21 protein-coding genes are annotated in these 22,742 nt (G+C 63.0%); 16 read left to right on the top strand and 5 right to left on the bottom strand.

Annotation, left to right across the window (positions count from 1 at the left end; genetic code table 11):
- Nucleotides 1–83: 83 nt before the first annotated feature.
- Nucleotides 84–1,592 carry a site-specific integrase gene (locus BoBH3_RS11155; protein WP_262330855.1) on the bottom strand — a complete coding sequence of 503 codons (1,509 nt, stop codon included), beginning with the start codon at nt 1,590–1,592 and terminating at the stop codon, nt 84–86.
- Nucleotides 1,579–2,877, bottom strand: coding sequence for a tyrosine-type recombinase/integrase (locus tag BoBH3_RS11160; protein WP_262330856.1), 1,299 nt, complete (start codon nt 2,875–2,877; stop codon nt 1,579–1,581). Before BoBH3_RS11160 ends, BoBH3_RS11155 begins: the two co-directional genes overlap by 14 nt.
- 655 nt (nt 2,878–3,532) lie before the next feature.
- Between BoBH3_RS11160 and BoBH3_RS11165 the strand changes: the two genes are divergently transcribed.
- The 4 genes from BoBH3_RS11165 (at nt 3,533) to BoBH3_RS11180 (ending at nt 5,911) form a co-directional block, all read left to right on the top strand.
- Nucleotides 3,533–3,808 (top strand): response regulator, encoded by a 276-nt coding sequence (locus tag BoBH3_RS11165; RefSeq protein WP_262330857.1) that lies wholly within the window; start codon nt 3,533–3,535, stop codon nt 3,806–3,808.
- A 177-nt stretch (nt 3,809–3,985) separates the two neighbouring features.
- On the top strand, nt 3,986–4,894 hold the full coding sequence (locus tag BoBH3_RS11170) for a hypothetical protein (RefSeq protein ID WP_262330858.1): 909 nt from the start codon (nt 3,986–3,988) through the stop codon (nt 4,892–4,894).
- A gap of 38 nt (nt 4,895–4,932) precedes the next feature.
- Nucleotides 4,933–5,445: a YciE/YciF ferroxidase family protein gene (locus BoBH3_RS11175; RefSeq protein WP_262330859.1), complete on the top strand. Its 513-nt coding sequence runs from the start codon at nt 4,933–4,935 to the stop codon at nt 5,443–5,445.
- A 109-nt stretch (nt 5,446–5,554) separates the two neighbouring features.
- Entirely contained in the window at nt 5,555–5,911 is a 357-nt protein-coding gene (locus BoBH3_RS11180; RefSeq protein WP_262330860.1) for a response regulator, read from the top strand.
- On the opposite strand, the gene BoBH3_RS11185 is transcribed toward BoBH3_RS11180, so the two are convergent.
- Nucleotides 5,912–6,883: a sensor histidine kinase gene (locus BoBH3_RS11185; protein WP_262330861.1), complete on the bottom strand. Its 972-nt coding sequence runs from the start codon at nt 6,881–6,883 to the stop codon at nt 5,912–5,914.
- A 269-nt stretch (nt 6,884–7,152) separates the two neighbouring features.
- Here BoBH3_RS11185 and BoBH3_RS11190 point away from each other — a divergent pair, with 269 nt between their 5' ends.
- The 11 genes from BoBH3_RS11190 to BoBH3_RS11240 all read left to right on the top strand — a co-directional run bounded on the left by BoBH3_RS11190 (nt 7,153) and on the right by BoBH3_RS11240 (nt 19,366).
- Nucleotides 7,153–7,545, top strand: a complete 393-nt coding sequence (locus tag BoBH3_RS11190; protein ID WP_262330862.1) for a CopG family transcriptional regulator — start codon at nt 7,153–7,155, stop codon at nt 7,543–7,545.
- Between the two features lie 17 nt (nt 7,546–7,562).
- On the top strand, nt 7,563–8,645 hold the full coding sequence (locus BoBH3_RS11195) for an extracellular catalytic domain type 1 short-chain-length polyhydroxyalkanoate depolymerase (protein WP_262330863.1): 1,083 nt from the start codon (nt 7,563–7,565) through the stop codon (nt 8,643–8,645).
- Nucleotides 8,646–8,768: 123 nt separating this feature from the next.
- Nucleotides 8,769–10,541, top strand: coding sequence for an ABC transporter ATP-binding protein/permease (locus BoBH3_RS11200; RefSeq protein ID WP_262330864.1), 1,773 nt, complete (start codon nt 8,769–8,771; stop codon nt 10,539–10,541).
- 292 nt (nt 10,542–10,833) lie between these two features.
- On the top strand, nt 10,834–11,910 hold the full coding sequence (locus tag BoBH3_RS11205) for a glycosyltransferase family 4 protein (protein ID WP_262330865.1): 1,077 nt from the start codon (nt 10,834–10,836) through the stop codon (nt 11,908–11,910).
- Nucleotides 11,911–11,940: 30 nt separating this feature from the next.
- The gene (locus BoBH3_RS11210) at nt 11,941–14,037 is read left to right on the top strand and encodes a catalase (RefSeq protein ID WP_113585505.1); all 2,097 of its coding nucleotides are present in this window, start codon (nt 11,941–11,943) and stop codon (nt 14,035–14,037) included.
- A gap of 47 nt (nt 14,038–14,084) precedes the next feature.
- The gene (locus BoBH3_RS11215) at nt 14,085–15,047 is read left to right on the top strand and encodes a glycosyltransferase (RefSeq protein ID WP_410050594.1); all 963 of its coding nucleotides are present in this window, start codon (nt 14,085–14,087) and stop codon (nt 15,045–15,047) included.
- Nucleotides 15,044–16,102, top strand: coding sequence for a glycosyltransferase (locus BoBH3_RS11220; protein ID WP_262330867.1), 1,059 nt, complete (start codon nt 15,044–15,046; stop codon nt 16,100–16,102). Before BoBH3_RS11215 ends, BoBH3_RS11220 begins: the two co-directional genes overlap by 4 nt.
- The gene (locus BoBH3_RS11225; protein ID WP_262330868.1) at nt 16,089–17,240 is read left to right on the top strand and encodes an acyl-CoA dehydrogenase family protein; all 1,152 of its coding nucleotides are present in this window, start codon (nt 16,089–16,091) and stop codon (nt 17,238–17,240) included. The genes BoBH3_RS11220 and BoBH3_RS11225 overlap by 14 nt, the downstream gene beginning before the upstream one ends.
- Nucleotides 17,234–17,959 carry a PIG-L deacetylase family protein gene (locus BoBH3_RS11230; RefSeq protein ID WP_262330869.1) on the top strand — a complete coding sequence of 242 codons (726 nt, stop codon included), beginning with the start codon at nt 17,234–17,236 and terminating at the stop codon, nt 17,957–17,959. The genes BoBH3_RS11225 and BoBH3_RS11230 overlap by 7 nt, the downstream gene beginning before the upstream one ends.
- Nucleotides 17,931–18,521 (top strand): class I SAM-dependent DNA methyltransferase, encoded by a 591-nt coding sequence (locus BoBH3_RS11235; RefSeq protein ID WP_262330870.1) that lies wholly within the window; start codon nt 17,931–17,933, stop codon nt 18,519–18,521. Before BoBH3_RS11230 ends, BoBH3_RS11235 begins: the two co-directional genes overlap by 29 nt.
- A complete protein-coding gene (locus BoBH3_RS11240) occupies nt 18,518–19,366 on the top strand; it encodes a glycosyltransferase family 2 protein (protein ID WP_262330871.1) in 849 nt (282 codons plus the stop codon). Before BoBH3_RS11235 ends, BoBH3_RS11240 begins: the two co-directional genes overlap by 4 nt.
- 77 nt (nt 19,367–19,443) lie before the next feature.
- Here BoBH3_RS11240 and BoBH3_RS11245 read toward each other — a convergent pair whose 3' ends face one another.
- Nucleotides 19,444–19,731: a SemiSWEET family sugar transporter gene (locus BoBH3_RS11245; protein WP_262330872.1), complete on the bottom strand. Its 288-nt coding sequence runs from the start codon at nt 19,729–19,731 to the stop codon at nt 19,444–19,446.
- Between the two features lie 12 nt (nt 19,732–19,743).
- A complete protein-coding gene (locus BoBH3_RS11250) occupies nt 19,744–20,601 on the bottom strand; it encodes an SDR family oxidoreductase (RefSeq protein WP_262330873.1) in 858 nt (285 codons plus the stop codon).
- A 344-nt stretch (nt 20,602–20,945) separates the two neighbouring features.
- Between BoBH3_RS11250 and BoBH3_RS11255 the strand changes: the two genes are divergently transcribed.
- A complete protein-coding gene (locus tag BoBH3_RS11255; protein ID WP_262330874.1) occupies nt 20,946–22,736 on the top strand; it encodes a thiamine pyrophosphate-requiring protein in 1,791 nt (596 codons plus the stop codon).
- Nucleotides 22,737–22,742 lie beyond the last annotated feature (6 nt).

Here is a 22,742-nt window from a genome sequence, read left to right on the forward strand (position 1 = left end):
ATACTTGGCAAGATTTATGAAATCGACTAACCGAGTGGACGGGTCGACAAAACCACGAGGAATAAAATTAACTACATTAGAATTCATTTATCGACTCCCGCGTGACCTTCGCGGGCCCCATCGCATAGCTGGATCACTTGCGCGACGGCCAGGATTGTTGGGTATTTATTATCGTATACCTTGCGCGAATAACCTTCTGCAATCATACGGTCGCGGTCTTCAATCAGGAAAGAAAGTAACTCCTCGTGCGGCGCATGAATCCATGCCTGGAAATGCTGGCAAGTATAGCAAGCGTATGGAGCATAGAGCCCGCAAAAGCTCATCTGGCCGCATGAGCCCAGCGGATCGATATTATTTTTTAGCGTCTTGTCGTAGATTCTAAGCCTAGGGTTGCCCGCTGCCGCCGAGATCAAGACACCAGCGAAAGCCTGCGCCAATGGAGCCAGCTCCATGGCCAAATGCCTATCGAGCCGCTCCACCATCGCCGGGCTGGCCTCAAAATAGGGGCCGACATTCTGCGTATCGGACTGGTCCAGAAGGTCCGCGACCGTATACTTGTCTTTGCCATCGTCGACGGCTCGCTGAGCCAACGTGATCCTAAATCTCTTAGCATTAGCCTTCAGGCCAGTGATTTCAAAAATTGATTTCTTTAGATGATGTCCAAGCTCCTGAGAACTCATGTGAAATTCCATACCGGGAATACGGCCCCTGTCATCACCGAAAAACAACGGCATTTCGCCGTCCTCGAGAGATAGATGACCGTAGTTTTTTATATTAAACTCGATGAGTAGTTCAATAAGTTGACCGAGCTGCTTGCTGCAATATCTATCCTTTATTTTATCTCTTATCCTTCTTCCGCGCTGTTTCGCGCGAGGGATCCTAAACATGTAAAGGCGGGACCCGTCGCTCGCCAGATTGACAATAAGATCCTTTACTTTCAGGGCCGCGATCTGGATTGGCCTCGCGCCATACGCGAGGAAGACCCACGCCATTACGTAGGTCGGAAGCGAAATATCGCCGGCGACATATGCCCTGTTGAGGGCAACTTGAATGGAGCGCAACTCACTGTCATTGAAAGCGCCTGCATCTGCGTCGCGAAGTCGAATCGACGTACCCTTGATGTTCCCCGCGATCGTAGAATCCCGGAGAAAGCGGACCGCTTCTTCGGAGCAGCCCCCGTAACCAAGATCATTCATGTCCAGCAGGAGAATTCTGACAACACCAAGCTTCCACTCGGTCTTTGGATTGAGACTAGACCTATAATTAATCAAATCAGCCATCGTTATCTCAGAACAATATCCATCTCTTATAGCAATTTGATCTCGATAAAACGCAACAAACCTACAAAAAATATTGAAAAAATGCGCATAAGAGTAGCTTGTGATATAATGTATAAGAATGAGCTTTATTCTCAATTTCAGATCAGAAGTCAGTCTGCTGAATTCGGAAATTTTAATTGTTTCATAACCGTAGATGGGGCCGTATGTCTCCCAATCGTCCGGCCTCGGATCGAATGTAACACCATCTCGCGTTTCGACAGACGCGGGAAGCGTCGGAAAATTAGCTGGCGCGGCGCTCTCACCCTTGGTCATGTGTTCGTTCCATCCCTTTCACGTCTGGAATCTCGAGACCGTCCTGGATTGTGACGAGAACCTCGTCCGAGCGACGACGGATGGTGCGGCGAAGATATGGCTTGGCACTCCCCTCGCTTCGCCAGCCCATCAACCTTGCACGCCATTTCGACTCGTCATCGGGAGCTACGCCGTTGCGATCCATGACGTCTGAGAAAGCGTCGTTCCAGCTATGCCGGAGCTTATGTGCCGAGAGATTTGCCGGCAGACCCGGGACCCTGCCTCGCATCTCGCGCATCATCTTATTGACGGAAGAGAGACAGAGCGGTCGGCCGTTGCGGCAATCCACGATCAAGAAGGGGTGGCTTTGCGCTCCGGGAATCTTTGTACGATGGTGGACAATCCACTCGTACAAAATCTCGGTGAGCCTCCGGCCCAACGGAAGGGTACGTGCATTTGTTTTCGACGACGGCTGCTCTGGGCGTGGGTCTTCCGGATTATCCGGCCGCCGATGCACAGTTATGCTCCCTGCTCCCCCGACCTTACAATCTTCGACGTAGAGACCCAGAAGTTCGCCACGGCGAAGGCCAAGATCCAAAAGAAGCCGCACGATCAGGTAATTCCGGAAGCGAACCGGGAACGTGAAGGGATTCCTGTCGCCATCGGGCTCAATCACCGACCGCAAGAGACGAAGCTGGTCTTCCTCCAGCCCCTCGCTCCCACCGATGTCGTCACCGCGTGGCTTCGTGATCGCCTCGTACCGCTTTTTCAGCCAGCCAAGGCACTCCACTCGGACTTGGTTGTAGTGAGCCCATCTGTCTGGCCAAAATTGCAGCCGCGACAGATATCCAGCGCTCGCGTACTCCAGAAACGAATATATGGCCGTTAGCCGGTTGCGCTTCTGAAGGAGACTGGTCTCGAGACGCGCGCCCTTGCCGCGTTTGGACTTTTTGATTGGGGTCGCACTCGCGCTGGGCAGCTCCGTTAAAGCATGAGCAACCCGCCGTCCGCAAAACGTGTCCAGGTCGACGATCTCAGCAAGCGTCAATAGTGCGCCGCTTGCGAGTCTGTCTTCGATATTTACACGCCGTGCTTCTGCCCAGAGATATAGGTGAAGCAGTGCCCGCAAATCATTACGCAGCGTGTTCGGCTGAAGCCCGCCTGGACGCCTTGCCGAAGTGATCCAGTACGTCGGTTCCGCGATGGGGATGCCTGTCGCTAAGCGGATAAGGAATGGCATGCGCTCGCCAGCGGCGAACTTCGCCCAGCGAACCGCGAATGGGTTCGAAGATGAACGCAAGCGCATTGGCGCCATCCCCCTGCTATCGAAACCATCTGTGAATTGGGTGCGGTGCGCAGTGAATCTGCGCTCCTGAGGGCTCCGCCGCTTCGCGTCCCGGGCACCGATGTTGAGACCTGCTCCTCACGGCTTCTTCCTGTTGCTCTTGAGCTGCGACAGAACCGAGAGCGCGACCGCCCGGAGGTCCTCGTCTTGGACAGGGCAGAACGCGCGGCACACTTCATGAGCCTTGCAGCGCGAAGGCGCCTGCGCGGAGTTCACACGGTCCGCACTCAATAGAACTGCATTGCAATCTGGTTCGCCCAACCTAAAACCTCCGCCATCCCAAATATATCGACCAGATAATCGCGGTGGAGTCAACTTGAACGATCAAAAATCCGGGAGTTGCACGACACGTTACACGAATCCTTGAGGCATTGAGCTCAGTCTCACCTTTGTAAATGAATCCTTCTACTGAATTTAATCCCACATTTTCGAAGGATTCGCAGAGAATGAATCCTTCTCCACAATTGAAAATATCCTCGAATCCTATTCGGTTCATTCGCTTGCAATTGTTGACACGAGTGCTTTCTGTGGCGGCTCGCGTCCTCGCGCAGCATGGAGGCACCGTCAGTGCAGCCTTGGTTTAGGGCCGCCTGGCGCCGCTGGCGGCTACGACATCATGGGGCCGGCCGCTACGGTGGCTGCGGCGTTGACGGTGCTCGGTAGCCAACGCCCCGACGCCTGCGTCCTGGATGTCAATCTGCGGGGCGAGCACAGCGCCCCGGTGGCCGCGCGTTTGAAAGAGCAGGCCGTGCCGTTCGTCCTCTCCAGTGCTTACGGTCCCGAGACACTCACCCAGTACGATGCCTTTCAGGGCATCACCAACGTCGGCAAGCCGGTGCCGCCGGGCCTGGCCATGATGATCGGCAAACTGCTGAAGATCGCCGACGCGTGAGGCCGGGCGTTCCGGGCAGGGTCAACGCTCGCTCCGCAAAGCGCTGCCGATAGACCTCCGTCCGGCTTCGCTCGGAGGAACCGTTCACGATCGCGACAGTTGCACTGTAATCGAGCGGCCAATCAGCCGCGTGCAACGCGCTCGCCACGCTGGCGACGCCCTTGAAGTGCCAACGCCATGACAGATTACAACTCCCGTGGCGTCGTCGCCGACGCCGCAACCGGCCGCGCGTCCTCTGCCGTCTCTTGGGGAGCCATCTTAGGCGGCGCGGTCGTCAGTGCCGCCGTCTCCCTGATGCTGCTCACCGCCGGTGCGGGGCTGGGCTTCACCTCGGTCTCTCCATGGAGCAACGCCGGCGTCACCGCCACGACCTTCGGAATCGCGGCCCTGGCGTGGCTCGCCATCGTTCATCTCATCGCGGCGGGTGCGGGTGGATACCTTGCGGGCCGCCTTCGCACCAAGCGGGTTGGGCTCCACACCGACGAGGTCGCCTTCCGCGACACGGCACACGGCTTCATGACCTGGGCCGTCAGCGCGATCGTCAGCGTGATGCTGATCGCCTCGGCGACCTCGGCGATCGTCGGTGGCACCGCGCGTCTGGGCGCCAGCGCCGCATCGGGACTCGGCTCGGCCGTATCCGGCGCCGCGAGCCAGGCGGCCGGGCGCGTCGACGTGTCGAACCTCGATCCGTCGGCCTACGTGACCGACACGCTGTTCCGGACGGACAAGCCTGCTCCCTCCCCGACCGATCCCGCGCCGGCGCGCGCCGAGGTCGGCCGGATCGTCGCGATGAGCATCCGCAACGGCGAGATCGCGCCCGCCGACAAGACTTACGTGGCCAGTGTCATCGCCGCGCAGACTGGCATCAGCCAGGCCGACGCCGAGAAGCGGATCGATGACGGCATCGCCAAGACCAAGGAGACCGCCGCCAAGGCCGAGCAGACCGCCCGCGAGGCGGCGGACACCGCGCGCAAGGCAGCCGCTTCCTTCGCCCTGGCCTCCTTCATCGCGATGCTGATCGGAGCGCTTGCCTCCAGCTACGGCGCCACCCTCGGCGGCCGCGCCCGTGACAAGTTCGACACCTGATTTTCAAACGACCACCACCCCGAACCCGGAGAGAAACCATGGCCAGCAACACCCCGAAAGCCCTCGACGACCTGTTCCACGACATGCTCAAGGACGTCTATTACGCCGAGAAGCAGATCCTGAAGGCCCTGCCGAAGATGGCGAAGGCGGCCAGGTCGGCCGAACTGAAGAAGGCCTTCGAAACCCATCGGGACGAGACCGAAGGGCATGTCGAACGTCTCGGCGACGTGTTCGAGGCGATCGGCAAGGCTCCTCGCGGCAAGACCTGCGACGCCATCCTCGGCATCCTCGAGGAAGGAAAGGCTGTGATGGAGGACTACGCCGATAGCCCAGCACTCGATGCGGGCCTCGTCGCCTCGGCGCAGGCCGTCGAGCACTATGAGATGACCCGCTATGGCACGCTCAAGTCCTGGGCCCAACAGCTCGGTCACAAGGACGCGGTGACGCTCCTCGACGCGACGCTCGCCGAGGAAACCAAGACCGACGAGCTGCTGACGAAGATCAGTGGCTCGACGAACTCCGCCGCGGTCGCGAAGGCGAAAGCCGCCTGATCGTCGCCGGCATGTCTGAGACCCGCTGGGCTCGGCTGGGCGGGTCTCGTCTTTCCTCAAACGGTGTCGCTCCGCGGGCCGCTGACCAGCCCGGCACCGAAAGCATGCAATGCCAAAGCTCGTCGTACTGGTCGTTGAAGACGAGCCGCTCCTTCGCATGGACGCCGTTGATTTCATCGAAGAAGCGGGGTTCGAGGCGCTAGAGGCGGCACATGCCGATGACGCCATCGCGATCCTGAATTCCCGTCGAGACGTGGCGGTGGTCTTCACCGATATCGAGATGCCTGGCTCGATGGACGGTATCAAGCTGGCTCACGTGGTCAGGAGCGGCTGGCCTCCCATTGTGATCGTGGTCGCGAGCGGTCGGGTGGTCCCGGCTCTTGGTGTGCTGCCGGACAATGTCCGCTTCCTCCGGAAGCCATATCGACCCGCCGAAGTGATCGAGGCTTTGCGGCAAGCGCCCTGATCAATCGGCCGTCAGTGCTTCGACGGGACCGCGAAGCGAGAACATCGCGCCAGTCGGGGCATAAGTCATCCCGGCCGTGCCATTGAAATAGCCCGCCAAGGCGCGTTCGATCATTCGCGAACCGAAGCCCCGTCGGGTAGGTGCCTCGACGACAGGGCCGCCGCTTTCTCGCCATTCGAAAATGAACTCTCCGCCCTCGATCGACCATGAGATGTCGATCCGTCCGGTATCGCGGCTGAGCGCACCATACTTGGTCGCGTTGGTCGCCAATTCGTGCAAGGCGAGCGCCATTGCCAAGGCCGTTCTGGACGACAGCTCGACAAGCGGCCCGTCGATCCGGAAGCTGGTCGGGCTGCCGTGACCCTTCAAGGCTTCCTCGACAAGGAATGCGAGGCTCGCCTTCGCCCATACCGTCTGGGTCAGGATATCTTGGGCGGATGCCATCGTATTGAGCCGGGCGACGAAAGTCTCCTTCACGGCGTCGACCTCGGGTCCACCGCGGATCGTCTGGTTCGCGATCGCCTGGATCATGGCGACGGTGTTCTTCATCCGGTGCTGGAGTTCGAGAGCGAGCAAGCGTTGGCGCTGCTCAGCTTCCTTTAGGCTGGTGATATCCCGGGATACCGACAGGATCGCCTCAGGCTTTCCATCCGGACCTATGATGGGAGTGATGTGGACATCCCAGAACCGCGGGTTGCCCGCTGCCGTATTTGCGGCCCCCTGGAAACGATAGCTGCGCCCGGCGCGCGCTTCCTCGATTGCGAATTTCGCGTCGACGTTGCCCTGATCGGCCCAGAAATCCGGCCAGGGACACCCCTTGATCGCATTGAAGTCGCTGACCTCCATGACGCGCTTTCCACCTTCGCTCATGAAGGAAAGCTTTCCGTCCAGATCAATGACCTTGATGCAATCGTCGGACGCCGCAAGCAGGCTACGCATGAAGCGGGCGTCACGTAATTCCTGCGATGTCAAAACGGATCCGATCCTTCCCGGGACTGGGCCGTGCCCGGCATCACGGGTTTATGGCATACGGCACATGCGCGACCTAATCGAGACGCATGCCCGGGACAGCATCTCGACGTAGGGTACGCGTTCGCTCGCTGGGCAATGCCGTTAGCCAGGAAGACGTGACAATGCCTCCTCGGTAAAGGAATTCGAAGACGCGGACGATCTAAGCACCGCCTTGAAACCTCATCAATGACATCCATATACCATCCTCTTGGATGGCTTGAGGATGGAACATGAAGGCACCGGACAGCGAGAAGCTGACGATCAATCTCGGCTTCGTCGATCTCGGCAGGATCGATCTGCTCGTCAGGGACGGCTTCTACTCGAACCGATCCGACTTCATCCGCACGGCTATCCGCAATCAACTCGTGACCCATGCCGATGTGGCTGCCCAGGCGACGAACCGCCTCTCGCTCGAACTAGGCCTGCGCACGTTCACCCGCGCCGACCTTGAGGCGGTGGCGGCAGCGAGCGAGCGCCTCGAAATCCGCGTCCTCGGGTTGGCGATCATTGCTGGCGACGTCACGCCCGAGCTGGCTCGTGAGGCGATCGCTTCGATCACGGTCCTAGGCGCTTTCCATGCATCCCCCGAAGTCAAGGCCGCGCTGGCGGACCGCATCTCCTAACCGACGAGGACGACACGATGACCTTCCGAATCCAGGATGCCGTCGCCGATGCGATGGCCCGCCTCAAGACGTCTGATGTCACCGGAGCCACCAGCGCGATCCGCGACGCGCTGATGGGTGACACCTCCTCGCAACGAGCGACGCCGGGCCATCCCTTGGGCCGCCCCGTGTCACGGCGGCTCGGAGACGTGCTGAACGCGCTCAAGTCCACCCGGGGTCAGTTCCAGTCCCCGATGTCCCGGCAAATCCGAAAGGCCGGCGAGGTCGACCCGCGCTTCACATCGCGCTCGCTGGACTCGGTGGCTGGGAAAATGGACTACAAGCTCTACGTCCCGGAGCATCGCGATCGTGAGTTGGCCCTCGTCCTGATGTTGCATGGCTGCACCCAGGATCCCGACGATTTTGCACGCGGGACGCAGATGAACCGGTTGGCCGACGAGTTCGGTCTCGTCGTCGCCTATCCCCATCAGCCGCGTTCCGCCAACGCCAACGGCTGCTGGAATTGGTTCGATCGTCGTCATCAGTCGGCCGGGTCCGGTGAACCCGCGATGCTCGCGGCGCTAGCCCGGGCGCTGTCCCAGGAATTTGGCATCCCTCCGGATCGCGTCTTCGCTGCCGGACTGTCGGCCGGAGCGGCGATGGTGGACGTTCTCGCCGAAACCCATCCCGAAACCTTCTCCCGGGTCGGCCTGCATTCCGGCCTGCCGCATCTCGCCGCTCATGATGTGATGTCGGCCTTTTCTGCCATGAAAGGCGATGGAAAGGCCGGACGCCGCGCATCTACCGGCCCAGCGAGCCGGAAGATCATTATTCATGGTTCTGCCGACCCGACGGTCCATCCGTCCAACGGGGACGCGATCTTCGAGCACATGCGCGCGCGGCAACCGGGATCGTCGATCGTGCTGAGCGACGCAAAGACCGCTGGCCGCAAGGCGACACGCCAAATCCTACTTGGCCCATCAGGCGAGGCACTGGCCGAACACTTGCTGATCGAGGGCGCGGGTCACGCCTGGTCCGGCGGCGATGCCGGCGGAAGCTACACCGATCCGATGGGGCCCGATGCCTCGCGGGAGATCGTGGCGTTTTTCCTGCGATCCTAGCTGCCTGCCTGCTTCGATAAGCGCCCGGGTCGGCTCGAACTTATTCGACGCGGATGCGTTTTGGGTGCGTTCTATCCCGCCATCGGCAGCTCCGGGCTTTGGCTGTCAAACGGAAGTCGATCCGTGCCAGCCAACCATTCGAATGCGCGCAAGTTCTTCAGGATGGCATGCGGGTTCTGGGCTGGTGACACGGCTCTCAACGCATGGCTGTTGACCGTATCCGTGGGAGCGTGTGTCGCCGCACAGATCAGCCTCGCCGTCTGGATCAACACCTGGAACAGGCAGTTCTTCGACGCTCTCGAAACACGTCATTCCCCGGCTATATGGGCGGTTGTCGCGTGGCTTCCCGCCCTCGTCTTGACGGCGGCGGTTGTCCTGTCGGCCTTGGTCATAAGCCGCATCGCCCTTCAGATCCGGTGGCGCCAGTTCGTCACCACCAGGCTGGTCGGCCGATGGGTCTCAAGCCAGCGCTATTACCACCTTCAATTCTCGGCACCTGACTTGCCAGCACCCGAGTATCGGATCGCCGAGGACGGCAGGCTTTCCGTCGAACCCCTCGTCGAATTCGTCATCGGATTGATCACCGCCGCGGTCAGTGCCCTGACCTTCGCGACCATCCTCTGGCGGGTGGCAGGATCGGCCAACTTCACGTTGGGTGGCACCGAGGTCGTGATCCCCAGTTACATGGCCCTGTCGGCGATCGTTTATGCCGCGGTGACATCCTACGCCGCCTACCTCGCTGGCTGGCCTCTCGTCAGACGGATCTCGGGGAAGAACGAGGCGGAGGCCCGCTTTAGAGCCGAGATGACGCGCTTGCGCGAGAATGCCGAAAGCATCGCGCTGATCCGCGGTGACGCCGACGAACGGAAGTCGGTAATGCTTAACTACGGGCGTGTGGTGTCGGTCTGGTTCCGCGTCATGCGCCAGCAGGGGATCGTCGCGCTGGTCCTGAATGCCAACAGCGCTCTGTTCCCGATCGTGCCGCTCCTGTTGATCGCGCCCAAATTCGTCTCCGGAGAGGTGACGCTCGGGGCGGTCATGCAGATCGTGGCGGCGTTCATGGCGGTGCAGGCCGCCCTGATCTGGTTCGTCGACAACTTCCTGCGTCTGGCGGAATGGTTCGCATCCGTGGCGCGCGTCGATGAACTGCAACAGGCTCTCGATCAACTCGACCATGCGGCAACGACCGTTCCGGAGCGGTCCTTAGAGCTGGTGCATCTCCCGGTCGACACGATCGAACTGGTCGAGCTTTCACTTCATCATGCCAATGGAGCACCAGTTCTCGCGCCCTCCTGTCTGGTGATAGAGCGCGGCGAGCGGGTCCTCATCACCGGTGAGAGCGGCATCGGCAAGAGCACGCTGATCAGGTCCCTTGCCGGCTTATGGCCATGGGGAAGCGGGACGATCATCATGCCTGCCGGACGCTCGATGGCGTTCGTGCCGCAGAAGCCCTATCTGCCGATCGGCGACCTTCGAACAGTGCTTCTCTATCCTCATGCCGCAAGTTCGCCATCGGATGAGAGCCTCATGGCGATGATGCAGCGATGCGGGCTCGCCGCGATGAAGGCCCGACTTGACGAGACGGCACCGTGGGACCGCCTTCTCTCGGGTGGCGAACGACAACGCGTCGCCTTCGTGAGGCTGCTGGTCCAGATGCCGGACATCATCATCATGGACGAAGCGACGTCGGCACTGGACGAGACCAGCCAGTCATCTCTGCTCGCCCTGTTCAGCGACGAACTCAGCGCAGCGACGCTGTTGAGCGTCGGTCATCGTCCAAGCCTGGATGCATTCCATGATCGCAGGTTGACAATGACCAAGTCAGCCAACGGCGCGGTAATCGTATCCACGACTTTGAACTCGGAGGTTGGCATTCGAGAACTCGAGGCGCCATGACCCCGTGGCATTCCGGTCGTCGGCGTTCAAAACCGAGCGCTCCGACGCCCCTACGTCCGAGGCGAGCCAACCCGCACGCAATATCAAAAGACATCTCTCCCAAAATATTATCTCAGGAGATCGTGGTGTTTTATTTGCGAGATCAAAGATTTGGGCGGAACTAAAAGCATTCAAAACTAGTTCAAGTCACATCCCGCTCAGGCGGAACTTCCATAGGTCAGGCCAAGCTCGAAGCGACGTCGCAGATCAGCGGCTCAGCGATGATGCACGCCCGAAATCACCGGAGCGGACGTTGCGTATCGGCATCATTGCACACCTCAAGCACGCCATCCGGGAGCCCTTCGCGGGCGGGTTGGAAATGCACACCTCGATGTTGCAGAGCGCTCTCCAGCGCCGCGGCCATGAGGTCACCGTGTTCGCGTCATCGCACTCCGAACCGGAGGCTTGCGTCGAGGCGATCTGCGACGAGACATCTTTGACCGAGGTCGGATGTGACGAAGCCCCGGACAAGGTCTTCTTTCAGGAGCATCACGCGTATCTGTCGTTGATGAACGGCCTGCGACATCGCGGCTTCGACGTGATCCACAATAATTCGCTGCACTATCTGCCCGTCGCGATGGCCGACGCGCTGCCGACGCCGATGGTGACGACGCTCCACACCCCACCCTTCGCTTGGCTCGAAAGCGGGGTGCGGCTGTGCAAGGCGCCGCACGCAACCTTCGTCGCCGTTTCGGAGTCGATCCGCCGCACATGGAGCAAGGTCGCGCCGATAGACCACGTCATCATGAATGGCATCGACCTCGATCGCTTTTGTTTCAAAGCGCACCCCGCCGACGAGCCGTACTGGGTCTGGTGTGGACGCATCGTTCCGGAAAAGGGCCTCCACCATGCTATCGCGGCTGCCGGTCTGAGTGGAGCGACCTTGCTGATCGCGGGGCCCATCTCCGATCAGGACTATTTCGACCGTGAGATCGCCCCGCGGCTCGACGAACGGGTCAGGTATCTTGGACATCTTCCGCATTCCGAACTCGCCACAGTTATCGGGGGCGCACAGATCTTCCTGTGCACGCCGTGCTGGGAAGAGCCGTATGGCCTGGTCGTCGCTGAGGCGCTCGCCTGCGGGGTTCCCGTCGCTGCCTTTGCACGCGGCGCCATCCCCGAGCTGCTCGATACCGCCACTGGCGTCCTTGCCGTCCCGGATGACCCTGCTTCACTAGCGCAGGCGGGCATCGCCGCCCAGAAGCTCGACCGGCAGGCTTGTCGAACGCACGCCGAGCAGCGCTGCGACGCCTCGCGGATGATCGACGAATACGAGGCGCTCTACGCCAGCCTGATCGAGGCCTCCTCCGAGACGAAATTCGCCGCCTGACCAGCCCCCAAGCCAAGGAAGGATTCTCCCATGGCCCGTACTCCGCGAGACGACACGAAGGCACCAGACGCTCAGCCCGGCAACGGTGGCGAGCTTCACCAGACTGCCTCGACACCTGAAACCCGCATCACGACCAATCACGGCGCGCCCGTCAGCGACAACCAGAACTCGCTCAAGGCGGGCCTCCGTGGACCGACACTGCTCGAGGACTTCGTCCTCCGGGAGAAGATTCAGCATTTCGACCACGAACGCATCCCCGAGCGCATCGTCCATGCTCGTGGTTCGGCGGCGCATGGCTTCTTCGAACTGACGGATTCCCTGGAGGAGTTCTCGCGGGCGAAGATCCTTACCGAGGTCGGCGTCAAGACCGAGGTGTTCACCCGCTTCTCGACCGTTGCCGGCGGCGCGGGCTCGATCGACACCCCGCGCGACGTGCGCGGCTTCGCGGTCAAGTTTTATACCAAGGAGGGCAATTGGGACCTCGTCGGCAACAACATCCCGGTCTTCTTCATCCAGGATGCGATCAAGTTTCCCGACCTGGTCCACGCGGTGAAGATGGAAGCGGATCGCGGCTATCCCCAGGCCGCCAGCGCGCATGACACCTTCTGGGACTTCATCGGCCTGATGCCGGAATCGACCCACATGATCATGTGGGCGATGTCGGATCGCACGATCCCGCGCTCGCTTCGCATGATCGAGGGCTTCGGCGTCAACACGTTCCGCCTACTCAACGATGACGACGAGCCGACCTTCGTCAAGTTTCACTGGCGCCCGAAGCTCGGCACGCAGTCGACCTGCTGGGACGAGGCCGTGAAGATCGCCGGGGCGGACCCGGACTATCACCGTCGCGATCTCTTTGAGGCAATCGACAAGGGCGACTTCCCGGAATGGGAGTTCGGCGTGCAGTTGCTGAGCCAGGAGGAAGCCGATGCCCTGCCCTTCGACATCCTCGATGCCACCAAGCTGATCCCGGAGGAGCTGGTGCCGATCCGCGTGATCGGCCGCATGGTGCTGAACCGGAACCCGGACAATTTCTTCGCCGAAACCGAACAGTCAGCCTTCCTGCCGACCAACATGCCGCCGGGCATCGACGTCTCCGAGGATCCGCTTCTGCAAGGCCGCTTGTTCTCCTACCAGGACACGCAGCTCTCACGGCTCGGGACGGTGAATTTCCACCAGTTGCCGATCAACAAGGCGAAGGGCTGTCCCTTCCAGAACTTCCAACGTGACGGACACATGCAGACCCAGGTGTTCAAGGGCCGCGCGAACTACGAGCCCAACAGCCTTGCCGAGGCAGGCGAAGCCGGAGGGCCGCGCGAAGACCCGGTCGGCGGGTTCCGGACGACGGCCGTGCCGGTCGAGGAGCACAAGGTGCGGCTGCGGCCGGAAAGCTTTGCGGACCACTACAGCCATGCACGGCTGTTCTTCCGCTCCCAGAGCGAGATCGAGCAGGCCCATCTCGCCAGCGCGCTCGTCTTTGAGCTCTCGAAGGTCACGCTCGAGCATGTCCGCACTCGCGTCATGGCCAACCTTCTCAATGTCGACGAGACGTTGGCTCAGCGCGTGGCGGACGGGCTCGCCATGCCATTGCCCAAGGCTTCTGCCGCAGCAGTCGAAGCCTCGGACATGGAGCCTTCCCCGGCGCTTCGCATCGTCGGCAAGTACCCCGAGACGCTGAAAGGGCGCGCGGTCGGTATCCTCGTCTCAGACGGGGCAGATGGAGCATTGGTCACTGCGCTCAAGACATCGGTCGAGGGCGAAGGCGGGACGGTGAAGATCGTTGCGCCGAAGATCGGAGGCGTGAAGCTCAAGGACGGCAAGATGCTGAAGGCTGACGGCCAGCTCGCCGGAACGCCTTCCGTGATTTTCGACGCGGTGGCGATCATCCTCTCCGAGGACGGGTGCGCAATGCTGATGAAGGAAGGCGCGGCGGTCGATTTCGCCAAGCACGCTTTCGGCCATCTCAAGGCGATCGGCTACAACGCAGAGGCCAAGCCTTTGCTCGACAAGGCCGGCGTCGAGCCCGACGACGGCATCGTCGAACTCGGCAAGGAGAAAGAGGCTTTCCTCGCGCCGGCACGGACGCGGCAATGGGCTCGGGAGCCCAATGTTCGCATGCTCGCCTGACAGTGGCGACACGCGCTACAGAAGGTATATCGGCGAGTCGGGGCGTTTTGCCTCGCCTCCCGTTCTGCGTCTGCGTCCCTGCCCGGAATGAGGAAGAGCGACTTCCGCTCTTGCTCAAGGCGCTGGCTGAGCAGGATGTCGAGAGTCCGATCCCGATCGCGATCTGCCTCAACAACACCACCGACCGGTCGACGGAAGTTATCGCGGCCGTCTCCAGGCGATATCGCGACCGACTGGCCATTGCCCTGGAGGTCGCGACGTTCCCGCCCGAGCTGGCCCATGCAGGCTCGGCACGGGCCTCGGCGATGGCTGCCGGCATGGCGCGTCTCGAGCCGTCGGGCGGCGTGCTCATCACCACCGATGCCGACGCGCGTCCTCCAGCCCACTGGATCTCCGCCAATCTCGAAGCGATTGCGCAGGGCGCCGATATTGTCGGAGGTCGTCTGGTTCTCGACGAGGACGATGACATCCCTCCCGGCGTCGTCGCCAGCCGGGCGCTGTGGGATCGCTACTGGGCCGCGGTCCGGCAAATCGAGGACGAGATCGATCCCTGTCCCTGGGATCCGCCACCTCGCCATGGCGACCACACCGGCGGCAGCCTGGCGATCACCACCGAGATGTATCGCCGTTCGGGCGGCGTTCCCTTGATCGCCTCGGGCGAGGATCGAGCCTTCGTCGAGGCAGCCGTTGTTGCCGGTGGGCGCCTCGTCCATCCCCCGGAGGTCTGGACACGGGTCTCGGCCCGGCCGTTGGGTCGCGCGGCAGGTGGTATGGCCGAGATGATGCGGCGGATGAGCGATACGGCATCGAGCGGCGAGGCTGAGATGGCACCGGCGCTGCGCCACTGGCGCGAGCGTGCCCTGTGGCGTCGTGAGACGCGGCAGGATGTCTGCGGGGCGAGCCGCTTTATTGCGGCCGAGCATGCCCTGCCTCCGATGCCACACGACGCGGTGTTGGCCGAAATCGATTGGACCGGAATCGCCGGATCCGACGCGGGCAGCGGCCGATGATCGGGCCGATCGGATATTACGTCCATCACCATGGCGATGGGCATCGACAGCGCGCTTTGGCGATCGCGAAATCGGCCCCGCATGGTAGGTTCACCTTGATCGGAACGGGACTCGCAGGTCGCACCGAGGGCCTTCCCTATCTCGACTTGGCCGATGACCGGCTGACCGACAATCGCGTCTTCGACGGGCGCGACGACACCGTCGACCGACCTCTCGCCCTGCATTATGCCCCTTCGCAACATGGTGGTATCCGCAGCCGTGCCGCGTTGCTGACAAGCTGGATCGCGCAAGAGCGGCCGTCGCTGATGGTGGTCGATGTTTCGGTCGAGATCGCGATGCTGGCGCGACTGGCCGCTACGCCGACCGTCTATGTCCGGCTAAGCGGCCTGCGCGATGATCCCGCTCACCTCGAGGCGTTTCGGGGCGCCAGCGTGATCCTCTCCCCCTTCAATCGCGAGCTCGACGATCCCGGCATGCCGGACTGGGTGCGCGCCAAAACGCGCTTCTGCCCCGGGCTGACGTCTTCATCTCGGTCGAGCGAGCCTAATCGGCAGGACACCATCCTCGTCGTCTACGGCAGGGGCGGCACGGGCGGGGTTGGCGATGCGCTCGCCGCGGCTGCCCGCGCGGCGCCCGGATTCGACTGGCGCGTGATCGGTCCGGTTTCGCAGCCGCAGTCATGCCCCGACAACCTCTCCATCCTCGGCTGGGTGGAGGAAGCCGAGCGCGAGATTGCGCGCGCCGGCCTCGTCGTCGGCGCGGCTGGCGACGGCCTCGTCAACGCGGTGATCGCGACGGGTAGCCGCTTTATTTGCCTCCCAGAGCCGCGCCCCTTCGACGAGCAGCTCTCGAAGGCGCACCGTCTTGCCGCAATAGGCGCCGCGGTCGTGATCGAGCGCTGGCCCCAAGTCTCTGACTGGCCGGGGCTGATCGCTGCCGCGCGCGACCTCGACCCCGGCGTTCTGAACAGGCTGCACGAACCCGACGGCGCCCGCCGCGCGGCCGACTTCCTCATTGCAACGGCCCGGGAGGGCATGCCCCGTGCATCAGCGTGATCGACAGATACCCGGAGAGGCGCCGTCTCCCGCTCCGTCGCAGCAGGATTTCAGGCCGCGCCTCCAAGCGGTGTTCCCGCATCTCGTCGCGTCCGGCGCACGCTACGACGCAGCACCGCTCTATCCGCAGGAAAGCGTCGAGACCCTGCGCAGCATCGGCCTGCACCGCCTTTTCGCTCCTCTGGAGAGCGGAGGCGAAAGCTTTGCCGATGCGCGAGCCGAGAACGCGTCACTGCTCGGCGTCCTCCGGATCATCGGTCGGGCTGACCTGAGCCTCGGTCGGATCTTCGAGGGCCATGTCAACGCGCTGAAGCTGTTCGCTTGGTTCGGCTCTGCCGAGCAGAAGGTGGAGCTAGCGTCGACGCTTAGAGATGGAGCGTTCTATGGCGTCTGGGCAACCGAGCCGCCGCCGGGCGTCACCCTCGGTCGCTCCGGCACGGACTGGCTCCTCACCGGCGCCAAGGCCTTCGCGACGGGGGCCGGCGGTCTGGCCTTCGCCGTCATCACCGCACGGGGCGAGGAAGACGGCACGCAGCTCGTCGTGGTCCCGGCGAATGTTGCGACCCGCGCCGATCTGTCGGCCTGGCGCGTGCGGGGCATGCGTGCGACCGGCAGCGGCAGTTACGATCTCACAGGCATGCAGCCGAGCGAGGACAAGCTCTTGGGCGCTCCCGGAGACTATACCCGCGAGCCCCGCTTCACTGCGGGTGCATGGCGTTTCCTTGCGGTCCAATTGGGTGGCGTCGAAGGCCTGCTTGCCGAAACACGCTCAGCGATGTCGGAGATCGCCCGCAATGATGCTCTCCAGCGGGTCAAATTCGGCGAAGCAGTCGCCGCGACCCGAACGGCCTATCTCTGGGTGCGGGAGGCAGCGCAGCGTGCTGCCGATGACGCCGGGGATGCTCCGGATTTCGTGCGTATGACCCGCGGCATCGTCGAACGGGCGGCGCTCGATGTGATGGAGCTGTCGGCCCGGATCGTCGGCACGCGCAGCGCCTTCGACGGCCAGCGGATCGACAAGATCATCCGGGATCTGAGCCTTTATCTGCGTCAGGCCGGCCCGGACTATGCCCGCGATCAGGCAGCCATTGCTTGGCTCGACCATGATGTCTGGGGCGAGGATGACCGACTATGGTGACGCGGCCGCTGTCAGCGCGATCGCTCGCGTCGAGTCCAACGGCGTCCGCTCGCTGGCTCGTGCTGGCGCCTCATGCCGACGACGAAACCCTCGGTTGCGGCGCGCTCATTGCCGACGCGGCCTCGCGGGGCGCGCTGGCGGGAATCGTCATTCTTACCGACGGGGTCGGCTCGCACAGCCACGACGGCCCGGCTTCGCGCGCTCGCCTTGTCGCAGCCCGCCGTCGGGAGGCGGCGCGCGCCGTCAGGGTGCTGGCCGGCCCGGCGCATCCGCCGCCGCTCTTCCTGGACTGGCCGGACGCGCGGCCCTTTGGGGCAGGCGAACCCGGCTTCGAACAGGCAAGGCGCCGGCTCACCGCTCTCTGCCGCCAGCGCCGGGTCGATGCGCTGGCTGTGACGGCGCGGCATGAGCCGCATTGCGATCACGAGGCCGCCTATCGGCTGGCCAGCGCCGTTGCTTCGAGCGCCATGCGTCCCGTCACGGTCTTCGAGTACGTCGTCTGGGCGCCCGAGCCGCCCGACGAAGGCTACCGGGCGCTGCGCACGCCGCCGATTCCGATCGGCCTCCGCAACGCCGCGCTGGCGGCTCATGTCAGCCAGCTCACCCCGCAATTCGGCGAGGGCTTCAGGTTGCCGGCAGCGAAGCTGCGCATGCCCGCATCCGACCTGCTCTATGAAAGGACCGGGCTCAATGCGCGCGCGGAAAAGCCTGCCCCCTGAGTACTTTGAGCGGATGTTCGCGGGCACGCCCGACCCCTGGGGCTTCGAGACGAGCCCCTATGAGCGAGCCAAGTACGAACACAGCATCGCGGCACTGGGCGGCCGCCATTACCGCCGGGGCTTCGAGATCGGATGTGCTAACGGCGTTCTCACGCGTCAGTTGGCGCGGCATTGCGACGATTTGCTCGCCGTGGATGTCAGTGAGACGGCACTCGCCAGCGCGCGAGACCGGTGTTCCGAATTCCATGGAGTTCGCTTCGCCATCATGGGCTTTCCCGGCGAAGCGCCGACCGAGGCCGCATTCGACCTGATCGTCGTCTCTGAAGTCGCTTATTACTGGGACGACGCCGATCTCCGGCAAGCCGCCCGCCAACTGCATGGCCTGCTCGCGCCAGGCGGAGATCTGCTGCTCGTCCACTGGACCGGAGAGACCGATTATCCCCAGAGCGGGGATGACGCCGTCGGAGCCCTGCAACAAGCGATGGCCTCCGACGTTCTGTCCGTTCTGCATGAGCGTCGGCCCGAATACCGGCTCGATCTCTGGCGCCGGAGCCCAGCGTGATCAGCGTCCTCACCTTGGTGAAGAACCGAGAGGCGCATCTGCGAAACCTCGTGGAAGGCTTGCGGCGCAGTGACATGGCGCCGGCCGAACTCGTCATCGTCGACATGAGCGACACGCCGGTCGCGCATCCCGCCGCGGATTTTCAGATCAGGCTCATCCGCCTCGCGACCGAGGGTTTGCCCTTGGCGGAGGCCCGCAACCTTGCGGCCTCTCATGCCAGTTCGCCCTTCCTGTTGTTCCTCGACGTCGACTGTATCCCTGGCCCGGGCCTGGTTTCCGCGATGGCCGATGCCTTGGATCAGCGCGATGCCCTGATCTGCGCAGAGATCCGCTACTTGACCGCGGGCGACGCCAACGAAGGGCAATGGTCGGATGCCTCGCTCAGCGCAGCCGGCGTGTCGCATCCCGCGCGGCGGTTTCCACCATCCGGGGTGGCTGGGCAACGAAATTTCGGGCTGTTCTGGTCGCTCGCCTTCGGCGTGTCCGCCAGCGCCTTCAAACGCATCGGCGGTTTGGACGAGGCTTTCACTGGCTATGGCGCCGAGGATACCGACTTCGCCTTTCGCGCGAGGGAGACCGGCATAGATCTCCTCTTCCTTGGCGGCACGTGCGCCTATCACCAGCACCACGGCGTCTTCGACCCGCCTCTCCAACATTTCGATGACATCGTGCGGAACGCTCGCGTCTTTCATGCCCGATGGGGGAAATGGCCGATGCTCGGATGGCTTGATGCTTTCGCAGATCGAGGCCTACTGATCCGCAACGATGATCAACTCGAGATCACGCGTCAGCCGACCGTCGAGGACATTCGCCAGGCCGAGCGTCCACGCAGTCAGCCGTTCTGAACCCTAAGCTGGGGCGGATCGTCCATGAACCAGTATGCACTCTGGCGGAAGGAAAAACGGTCCCGAGGCGCCTCAGCTCACTTCAGCGCGTCCGCGATCTTGGCCTTCTGCTTCGACGACGCCAGCGTCATCGTCAGGATGAAGGCTGCCAGCACGAGGCAGATGCCATTGGTCAGGATCAGCGGCCATTGGCCCAGCATCCCGCCATAGATCAGCCAGAGCAGGAAGCCGATCGTGTTGATCGCGTACATCGGGGCCGAGAGCGAGGACGTGTCGCGTGTCTTCACGATCCGCCAAGCCTGGGGCATGAAACTGACCGTCGAGCAGAGCGCTGCACCGAAGCCGATGACGGTGATCCAGTTCATCCGCAGGGTTTCCTATAGGATTGGTTTGCCGCCGGTCACCGCGATCGTGGCGCCGGAGACATAACTGGATAACGGATCGGCCAGCATCACATACGCAGTGGCGAGTTCCGCCGGCTGCCCGGGTCGCTTCATCGGCACCTGCTTGCCGAAATTCGAGACACGCTCGGCATTCATCGTCGAGGGAATGAGCGGCGTCCAGATCGGCCCTGGGGCGACCGCATTCGCCCGGATCTCCTTCTCGGCCAGGAGTTGCGCCAACCCGGCGGTGAAGTTCTGGATCGCCCCCTTGGTCGTCGCGTAGGCAAGCAGGGTGGGGTTCGGCATGTCCGAGTTCACCGAGGCGGTGTTGATGATCGCGCTGCCGGCGGGCATGTGCGGCACCGCCGCCTTGGTCAGGTAAAACATCGAGTGGATGTTGACCCTGAACGTAAGCTCCCACTCCTCGTCCGAAATCTCGCCGATGTCGTCGAAGGTCGCCTGACGGGCGGCATTGTTGACCAGGATGTCGATCCCGCCCAGTTCCGCCATGGCCGTCTTGACGATCCCGCGGCAGTGGGCCGCCGACTGGATGTCCCCGGGTACGAGCACCGCCTTGCGGCCCGCCTCCTCGACCCAGCGTTTCGTCTCGGCCGCATCGTCCTCCTCATCGAGATAGGAGATCAGGACATCGGCGCCTTCCCTGGCATAGGCGATCGCGACAGCCCGGCCGATGCCGCTGTCGCCGCCGGTAATGATTGCTCGTTTGCCCGCAAGACGGCCCGAGCCCCGGTAGGAGGTCTCGCCATGATCGGGGCGAGGCTCCATCTGGTCGGTCGAGCCTGGCATCTCTTGCTGCTGGTGAGGAAACGGCGGCTTCGGGTGCTCGGTCATGGGCTTTCCTTCGGGGATCGGACTCTCGAGGACGTGTTGATGCTCGGCCCCGGACCTCTCGGAGCAGAACTGGCCGTGAAGCTCGGACGACTGCCGCTCTACATCTCGCGAATTCAGGAATGGAACCCGAGGGCTGGGTGATGATCAGCCAACCCCTCAAGGTCGTTGGCGTTCCGCGGCTTTAGCGAAATGACCGCAAGGGCGCCGGGACCGGAACATGGCGGCATGGCCCCCGTTCCCTCTCCACGAACCTTCGGTCCCGGGCGCTGATCGCTTCCTGCGTCGAATCCAGGAGCGCTGGCCGAATGGAGGCAAGCGATCCCTTCTCATCTTCGGACATCATCATGGCCCGCACAGTCTCCGACTTCATCTGGACGCGTCTTCACGACTGGGGAGTGAAACGCGTCTACGGCTATCCGGGTGACGGCATCGGCGGCCTGATCGCGGCCTTGCAACGACGCGAAGACGACCTCGAGTTCGTCCAGGTCAGGCATGAGGAAGCTGCGAGCCTGATGGCATCGGGCGAAACCCGATTTACGGGCGAGGTCGGCGTATGCATCGCCACCTCGGGACCCGGCGCGGTCCACCTGCTCAACGGCCTTTACGATGCGCGCCTCGATCACCGCCCGGTGGTCGCCATCGTCGGTCAGCAGGCGCGCTCGGCGATGGGCTCGCACTACCAGCAGGATCTCGACCTGCAATCGCTCTTCAAGGATGTCGCCGGCGCCTATGTCGAAACGGCCTCCGTGCCGGCGCAGGTGCCACATCTGATCGATCGCGCCTTCCGGATCGCCATCGCCGAGCGGCGCGTCACCTGTGTGATCCTGCCCAACGATCTCCAGCTCGAGGAGATGGTCGAGCCGTCTCAGGAACATGGCATGACGCACTCGGGTGTCGGCATCGAATTGTCGCCTGTGGTTCCTGCTGCGACCGCCCTCCAGCGTGCGGCAGACGTGCTCAATGCGGGCGAGAAGGTCGCCATCCTCGTCGGTGCCGGCGCGATCAAGGCGACCGACGCGGTACTCGCCACGGCAGAGAAGCTGAAGGCGGGAATTGCCAAGGCCCTCCTGGGCAAGGCTGCGGTGCCCGACGACGTGTCGTTCTGCACGGGCTCTATCGGTCTGCTCGGGACGAAGGCGAGCTGGGATCTGATGCAGGGCTGCGACACGCTGCTGATGATCGGGTCGGGCTTCCCCTACACGGAATTCCTGCCGAAACCCGGACAGGCCCGCGGCGTCCAGATCGACATCGACGCCGGGATGCTCGGCCTGCGCTACCCGATGGAAGTCAACCTCATCGGAGACGCTGCCGCGACGCTGGAAGCGCTTCTGCCGTTGCTGAAGCCCAAGACCGCCGACGATTGGCGGGCTACGATCGAAGCCAATGTCAGCGATGGCTGGCAGGAGGTGGCCGACAGCGCAATGGTCGAGGCATCTCCGATCAACCCGCAACGGGTCGCCTCCGAACTGTCCGAGCGCCTGCCGGAACGCTGCATCGTCACCGCCGACAGCGGCACGACAACGGTCTGGTATGCCCGTCATCTGCGCTTCCGGCGTGGCATGATGGGCTCCGTCTCGGGCACGCTGGCGACGATGGGCTGCGCCATCCCCTATGCCGTCGCAGCGAAGTTCGCGCATCCGGATCGTCCGGCCATCGCGCTGGTCGGCGACGGCGCGATGCAGATGAACGGCATCACCGAGCTGGTGACGATCGCGAAATACTGGAAACGTTGGGCCGATCCCCGGCTCGTGATCATGGTGCTGAATAACCGCGAACTCGCCTATGTAACCTGGGAGGAGCGGATCCAGGCCGGCGATCCGAAATGGCCGGCGAGCCAGGAGCTGCCGGACTTGCCCTACGCCGAGATCGCGAAGCTTATGGGACTTTCCGGGCGGCGGGTCGAGGATCCCGAACAGGTTGGGCCGGCCTGGGACGAGGCGCTCGCGTCCGATCGCCCCTTCGTCCTCGACATGGTGACCGATCCGAACGTTCCCCCACTGCCGCCGCACATCACCTTCGCTCAGGCACGCGGACTCGCAGGCGCCTTGGCCGCGGGAGATCCCGATGCTGGGAGCGTCATCGCGAATACGGCGCGCTCACTCCTCGGCACGCTGCTGCCGACGCAAAAGCGCTGATCGCCG

This window comes from Allobosea sp. BH3, assembly GCF_025499465.1.
GTDB lineage: Bacteria > Pseudomonadota > Alphaproteobacteria > Rhizobiales > Beijerinckiaceae > Allobosea.

What these genes read in the sequence shown, in the direction of transcription:
- BoBH3_RS11155 (WP_262330855.1), bottom strand. Translation starts at nt 1,592, where the DNA reads ATGACCAAGGGTGAGAGCGCCGCGCCAGCTAATTTTCCGACGCTTCCC.
- BoBH3_RS11160 (WP_262330856.1), bottom strand. Translation starts at nt 2,877, where the DNA reads ATGCGCTTGCGTTCATCTTCGAACCCATTCGCGGTTCGCTGGGCGAAG.
- BoBH3_RS11165 (WP_262330857.1), top strand. Translation starts at nt 3,533, where the DNA reads ATGGGGCCGGCCGCTACGGTGGCTGCGGCGTTGACGGTGCTCGGTAGC.
- BoBH3_RS11170 (WP_262330858.1), top strand. Translation starts at nt 3,986, where the DNA reads ATGACAGATTACAACTCCCGTGGCGTCGTCGCCGACGCCGCAACCGGC.
- BoBH3_RS11175 (WP_262330859.1), top strand. Translation starts at nt 4,933, where the DNA reads ATGGCCAGCAACACCCCGAAAGCCCTCGACGACCTGTTCCACGACATG.
- BoBH3_RS11180 (WP_262330860.1), top strand. Translation starts at nt 5,555, where the DNA reads ATGCCAAAGCTCGTCGTACTGGTCGTTGAAGACGAGCCGCTCCTTCGC.
- BoBH3_RS11190 (WP_262330862.1), top strand. Translation starts at nt 7,153, where the DNA reads ATGAAGGCACCGGACAGCGAGAAGCTGACGATCAATCTCGGCTTCGTC.
- BoBH3_RS11195 (WP_262330863.1), top strand. Translation starts at nt 7,563, where the DNA reads ATGACCTTCCGAATCCAGGATGCCGTCGCCGATGCGATGGCCCGCCTC.
- BoBH3_RS11210 (WP_113585505.1), top strand. Translation starts at nt 11,941, where the DNA reads ATGGCCCGTACTCCGCGAGACGACACGAAGGCACCAGACGCTCAGCCC.
- BoBH3_RS11220 (WP_262330867.1), top strand. Translation starts at nt 15,044, where the DNA reads ATGATCGGGCCGATCGGATATTACGTCCATCACCATGGCGATGGGCAT.
- BoBH3_RS11230 (WP_262330869.1), top strand. Translation starts at nt 17,234, where the DNA reads ATGGTGACGCGGCCGCTGTCAGCGCGATCGCTCGCGTCGAGTCCAACG.
- BoBH3_RS11235 (WP_262330870.1), top strand. Translation starts at nt 17,931, where the DNA reads ATGCGCGCGCGGAAAAGCCTGCCCCCTGAGTACTTTGAGCGGATGTTC.
- BoBH3_RS11245 (WP_262330872.1), bottom strand. Translation starts at nt 19,731, where the DNA reads ATGAACTGGATCACCGTCATCGGCTTCGGTGCAGCGCTCTGCTCGACG.
- BoBH3_RS11250 (WP_262330873.1), bottom strand. Translation starts at nt 20,601, where the DNA reads ATGACCGAGCACCCGAAGCCGCCGTTTCCTCACCAGCAGCAAGAGATG.
- BoBH3_RS11255 (WP_262330874.1), top strand. Translation starts at nt 20,946, where the DNA reads ATGGCCCGCACAGTCTCCGACTTCATCTGGACGCGTCTTCACGACTGG.